At 72.2% G+C, this 5,696-nt stretch carries 6 protein-coding genes; 4 read left to right on the top strand and 2 right to left on the bottom strand.

Annotated elements, in window-relative coordinates; translation table 11 throughout:
- Positions 1-222: 222 nt before the first annotated feature.
- Complete coding sequence (locus tag VGO20_RS10790; RefSeq protein ID WP_327502341.1) at positions 223-495, bottom strand: hypothetical protein; 273 nt, start codon at positions 493-495, stop codon at positions 223-225.
- A 177-nt stretch (positions 496-672) separates the two neighbouring features.
- Between VGO20_RS10790 and VGO20_RS10795 the strand changes: the two genes are divergently transcribed.
- The 4 genes from VGO20_RS10795 (at position 673) to egtD (ending at position 4,554) form a co-directional block, all read left to right on the top strand.
- Entirely contained in the window at positions 673-1,488 is an 816-nt protein-coding gene (locus tag VGO20_RS10795; RefSeq protein ID WP_327502342.1) for a M48 family metallopeptidase, read from the top strand.
- Between the two features lie 88 nt (positions 1,489-1,576).
- The gene (locus VGO20_RS10800) at positions 1,577-2,176 is read left to right on the top strand and encodes a flavodoxin family protein (RefSeq protein WP_327502343.1); all 600 of its coding nucleotides are present in this window, start codon (positions 1,577-1,579) and stop codon (positions 2,174-2,176) included.
- 72 nt (positions 2,177-2,248) lie between these two features.
- Entirely contained in the window at positions 2,249-3,571 is a 1,323-nt protein-coding gene (gene egtB, locus VGO20_RS10805) for an ergothioneine biosynthesis protein EgtB (RefSeq protein ID WP_327502344.1), read from the top strand.
- Positions 3,568-4,554 (top strand): L-histidine N(alpha)-methyltransferase, encoded by a 987-nt coding sequence (gene egtD, locus VGO20_RS10810; protein WP_327502345.1) that lies wholly within the window; start codon positions 3,568-3,570, stop codon positions 4,552-4,554. The genes egtB and egtD overlap by 4 nt, the downstream gene beginning before the upstream one ends.
- Positions 4,555-4,651: 97 nt before the next feature.
- Here egtD and VGO20_RS10815 read toward each other — a convergent pair.
- The coding region (locus VGO20_RS10815; protein ID WP_327502346.1) for a mannose-1-phosphate guanylyltransferase/mannose-6-phosphate isomerase at positions 4,652-5,696 on the bottom strand (1,045 nt) is incomplete at its 5' end.

Below are 5,696 nucleotides of genomic sequence, written 5' to 3' on the forward strand. Positions count from 1 at the left end.
GGCGGGGGTGGTGGCGGACAGGCCGACGAACAGGGCGGCGGCGGCGGCGAGCGTGGAAACCTTCATGATGCTTCTCCTTGTTGGGGCTCGGCTTGGAGCCCCGGGTTGGCGGCACCGGTCTGCCCGGCGTCTTGAGGAGAAGATGCGCCCGACCCCGCTCGACGGGAACGCGGGCCGGGTTGAAGGCACTCTTTCGCCCGGTCGAACAATCCACCCCGTCCGCTACTCCGGATGCGACCGGTGCAGGACGGCCTCCGCCCGGCCGAGCGTTCTGCGGCAGCTCGCGACGTCGCCGCTCTCGTACTGCCGCCTCGCCTCGCGCTGGAGGCGGTCGACCTCCCGCGATCCGGAATACTCCTGCACGAAGTCCCACCGGTCGGGCGCGCAGATGCCGGCAGCGACGGCGGACGGGCTCGGTTCCGTTGGCGCGCCCGTCAGTTGGGCGCAGCCGGCCAGCAGGCACGCGGCCGCCGCCGGCAGAAGAAGCCGGATCATCGTGATCTCCTGTGCAGGCTTGGCAATCCCATCCAACAGTGGGGGCCGTCCAATGGTTTCCGGCGCCGGGACCACGCCTTCCGGCCGCCGGCCCGCGATCGCATCGCCCGCGGAACCCCACGCCGTCCTGCGCGTTGGCTGCCCGGAACTGCACCTGTGGATCGGGAACCAGGCGTCATGTGCATCTGGCATCGGCGGCACCGGCCGGCCCCCGGCGGCCCGCGGATCGGCCGCCGCGCGCTCCTGGGCATGATCTCCGGCGCGGCCGCCGCCCCCCTGATTGGCGGCTGCGACGAGATAGGCGGCTTTCCCGTCGACCTCGTGTCGGACGAGACGGTGCGCCAGATGGGCCTCGAAAGCTGGGAGCGCATCCGCGCCCAGACCGCCGTCTCCGGGGTCGAGGCCTACCAGCGGACGCTGCAGGCCGTCGGCGGGCGCCTGCTGGCGGCCGCCGGCGAGGACCCCGCGCGGTGGGAGATGGTCGTGTTCGCCGGCCCGGAGATCAACGCCTTCGCTCTGCCCGGCGGCAAGATCGGCGTCTACGAAGGCATGTTCGAGGCGGCCGCGAACCCGGACCAGCTCGCCGCCGTGGTCGGCCACGAGATCGGGCACAACCAGGCCGAACACTCGCAGGAGCGGCTGAGCACCGCCGCCGCCAAGCAGCTCGGCCTGCGGCTGGTCAGCGCGGCACTCCAGCTCGGCGACATCCAGTACGCCAACGAGATCGCGGCCCTGCTCGGCATCGGCGTCGAGTTCGGCCTGGTGCTGCCCTACTCGCGCGGCCAGGAGCTGGAGGCCGACCGCCTCGGCCTGTTCACGATGGCCGAGGCCGGCTACGACCCGCGCGAAGCGGTCGGGCTGTGGCGGCGGATGGACCGGCTGGCCGGCGGACGCTCCCCGGCCTTCCTGTCGACCCATCCGGCGCCGCTGGCCCGGATCGAGGCGATCGAGGAACTGCTGCCGGAAGTGACGGCGGCGGCCCGCGCGCCCTGAAACGGCCCGGCCCGCCGATCACCGGGGCCGGCAACATTTCCGGACCCGCCGTGTTTGCAGACGCAAGGCACACCGTCGGGAGAAGGGCATGAGGGCCGTTGCTTTGAACTGCACCCTGAAGCCGTCCGGACAGCCTTCCTCCACGGACGCCATGATCGGTCTTCTGCTCGCGGAGCTCGCGCGCTACGGCGTCGAGGCCGACACCGTCAGGGTCGCCGACCACGACGTGAAGCCCGGCGTCACCTCCGACGAGGGGCCCGGGGACGCCTGGCCAGCGCTGCGCCGCCGCGTCCTCGACGCCGACATCCTCGTGCTCGGCACGCCCATCTGGCTCGGCCAGCCGTCCAGCGTGTGCAAGCGGGTGCTCGAGCGCATGGACGCCTTCCTGGGCGAGACGGACGAGCAGGGCCGGATGGTGTCCTACGGCAAGGTCGCGCTGGTCGCGGTCGTCGGCAACGAGGACGGCGCCCACCACGTCTCGGCCGAACTGTTCCAGGCGCTGAACGACGTGGGCTTCACCCTGGCCGCCAACGCCGTGTCCTACTGGGTCGGCGAGGCCATGCAGAAGACGGACTTCAAGGACCTGGAGAAGACCCCGGAGGCGGTCGCCTCGGCCGCCGCCATGGCCGCGCGCAACGCCGTCCACCTGGCCCGCTTCCTCAAGGAGAACCGGTATCCGGGGCAGTGACCCGGGCGCAGTGACCCCGGCACAGTGATCCCGGCACAGCCACGCGAGCCGCCAGCACGGAACCCCATCGCCATGCCCCTCGACGACGGCGCCCCGGCGCCCCGATACCGGCCGGAAACGCTGCCGGCCCGTTTCCTCCACGTCCGCCGCACCAGCACGGACCTCGTGCGCGGCCTGTCGGCCGAGGACCAGGTCGTCCAGTCCATGCCGGACGCCAGCCCCGCCAAATGGCATCTGGCCCACACGACCTGGTTCTTCGAGACCTTGCTGCTCAAGCCCTTCGCGGCAGGCTACCGCCCCTTCGACGAGCGCTTCGCCTACCTCTTCAACTCCTACTACGAGGGCCTCGGCAGCCGGCACCCCCGGCCCCACCGCGGCCTCCTGACCCGCCCCGGGATCGAGGAGGTCGCCGCATACCGCCGCCACGTCGACGAGGCCATGGCCGGCCTGCTGGAGCGCGGCGACCATGCGGACGAGGTCGTGCCGCTGGTGGAGATCGGCCTCGCCCATGAGGAGCAGCACCAGGAGCTGCTGCTGATGGACCTGCTGCACCTGTTCTCGTGCAACCCGCTGAAGCCCGCCTACCGGCCGGCGCCGCCGGAAAACCGCGCCGGACCGGCGCCGGGCCCCGCGCGCCTGCTGTCGTTCGCGGGCGGGATCCGCGAGATCGGGCACGCCGGCGGCGGCTTCGCCTTCGACAACGAGGGCCCGCGCCACCAGACGCTGGTCCACCCGTTCCGGCTGGCGTCCCGCCCGGTCACCAATGCCGACTGGCTGCGCTTCATGGAGGATGGCGGCTACCGCACGCCGACGCTGTGGCTGGCCGACGGCTGGGCCGCCGTGCAGGCCGGCGGATGGGACGCGCCCGCCTACTGGACGCGCGGGGACGGCGGCTGGACCCGCTTCACGCTGACGGGGGAAGTGCCGGTCGAGCAGGATGCCCCGGTCTCGCACGTCTCCTTCTACGAGGCCGACGCCTTCGCGCGCTGGGCCGGCGGGCGCCTGCCGAGCGAGGCGGAGTGGGAGACCGCGGCCGCCGGCCTGCCGGCCGGGGGGGCGGTCGGGGGGCCGGTCGGGGGCAACGATCTCGCCGCCGGCCTGCTGCGGCCGGCCCCGGGACCGCCCCCGGAGCCACCGGGCGAGGACCCGCATCCGGTCCAGATGTTCGGCGACGTCTGGGAATGGACCGCGAGCGCCTACGCCCCCTACCCCGGCTTCCGCCCGACCGAGGGGGTGCTGGGCGAATACAACGGCAAGTTCATGGCCAACCAGATGGTCCTGCGCGGCGGCGCCTGCGTCACGCCGGCCGGCCATGTCCGCGCGACCTACCGGAACTTCTTCTACCCCCATCAGCGCTGGGCCTTCAGCGGCCTGCGCCTCGCGGAGGATGCATGATGCGCGGAACCCGTCCCCGCCGCGAGCCCGGCCCGCTCGCGGCCGCCCCGCCGGCGGAGGCCGACGGCCGCTTCCTGGCCGACGTGGTCGAGGGCCTGGGGCGCCGGCCCAAGGCCCTGCCCAGCAAGTATTTCTACGACAAGCGGGGATCGGAGCTGTTCGACCGGATCTGCACGCTGGACGAATACTACCCGACCCGCACCGAGACCGCCCTGCTGCACGCGCACGCCGCCGAGATCGCCGGGCTGTGCGGTCGCGGAACGACCCTGGTGGAGCTCGGCAGCGGGTCCAGCGTGAAGGTCCGCGCCCTGCTGGACGCGCTGGACGAGCCGGCGGCCTACCGGCCGGTCGACATCTCGGGCGAGCACCTGCTCCTTTCGGCGGCGCGCCTCGCCTCGGATTATCCGGGCCTGCGCGTCGAGCCGATCGTCGCCGACTACGTCGAGGGCTTCGCCCTGCCCGCCGATACCCCGCCCGAGCGGACCCTGGCCTTCTTCCCGGGCTCGACCGTCGGCAACTTCACGCCGGAGGAGGCGCAGGATTTCCTGCAGCGCCTGGGCCGCCAGATCGGGGCCGGCGGCAAGCTGCTGATCGGCGTCGACCTGAAGAAGCCGCGCCATGTCCTGGAGGCCGCCTACGACGACGCGCTCGGCGTGACGGCGGCCTTCAACCTGAACCTTCTCGCGCGCATCAACCGGGAACTCGACGGCACCTTCGATCTCGACCGCTTCGCGCACCGGGCGTTCTACGACGCCGGGAAGGGCCGCATCGAGATGCATCTGGAGAGCCTGGACGACCAGACCGTCACGGTGGCGGGCGTCCCGTTCCGCTTCGCCCGGGGCGAAACCATCCATACCGAGGTGTCGTACAAGTATTCGGTCGCCGGGTTCCAGCGGCTGGCCAACGGTGCTGGATGGCGGTGCGTCAGGACCTGGTGCGACGCCGAGGGCCTGTTCAGCATCCACCTGCTGACCTTCGGCTGAGCTCCAGGACCGACCGCGCCCCCGTCCCCCAGGGGCGAAAGCCAAGCAACTGCCTTTAACAAGGCGCGGAGCGTCGCCGGCGACTGAGGAACACGCCCTACTGACGCCCGTAGGAGTCGTCCAGTCGCACGATGTCGTCCTCGCCGAGATAGGTGCCGGACTGGACCTCGATCAGCCTCAGGGCGACCTTCCCCGGGTTTTCCAGCCGGTGGACGCAGCCGAGCGGCAGGTAGACCGACTCGTTCTCGCGCAGCAGCAGGCTCTCGCCGTCGCGGGTCACGACCGCCGTGCCGGTCACCACCACCCAGTGCTCCGAACGGTGGAAATGCTTCTGCAGCGACAGCTTGCAGCCGGGCTTGACCGAGATCGCCTTGACCTGGAACCGGTCGCCCGCGTGCAGGGTCTCGTAGGAGCCCCACGGCCTGTGGACGACGTGATGGTCCGTCGTCTGCGCCCGCCCCGCCGTCTTCAGCCGCTCGACCAGGCGCTTCACGTCCTGCGCCCGGTCGCGGCTGGTCACCAGGACCGCGTCCTTCATCGCCACGACCACCGCGTCGTCCAGGCCGACGACCGCGGTCAGCATCCCGTCCGAGCGGACGTAGCAGTTGCGCGCCTCCTGGAACGCCACGTCGCCGACCGCGACGTTGCCGTCGGCGTCCTGCCGGCCGATCTCCCACAGCGCCGACCAGGCGCCGATGTCGGTCCAGCCCGCGCGCAGCGGGACCACCGCGGCATCGGCGGTCCGCTCCATGACGGCGTAGTCGACGGAGATGTTCGGCGAGGCCGCGAACGACGCCTCGTCCAGGCGCAGGAAGTCCAGGTCGCGCCGGCTCTTCGCCAGGGCGGCGGCGCACGCCTCGAACACCCTCGGCTCGTACCGCTCCAGCTCGGCCAGGTAGGTCTCGGCCCGGAACAGGAACATGCCGCCGTTCCACAGGTAGTCGCCGGAGGCGACATAGGCCTGCGCGACGTCGGCGGGCGGCTTCTCGACGAAGGCATCGACGGCGAAGACGCCGTCTTCCGGCCGCGCGGCGCCGCGCCGGATGTAGCCGTAGCCGGTGTTGGGGCCCGTCGGCTCGATCCCGAAGGTCACGAGGGCGCCCTGCCCGGCCGCGGCGGACCCCTTCCCGACCGCGTCGGCG

The sequence above is a fragment of the Arenibaculum sp. genome (genome assembly GCF_035998295.1).
In the GTDB taxonomy this organism is placed as follows: Bacteria; Pseudomonadota; Alphaproteobacteria; order Azospirillales; family Azospirillaceae; genus DASYHS01.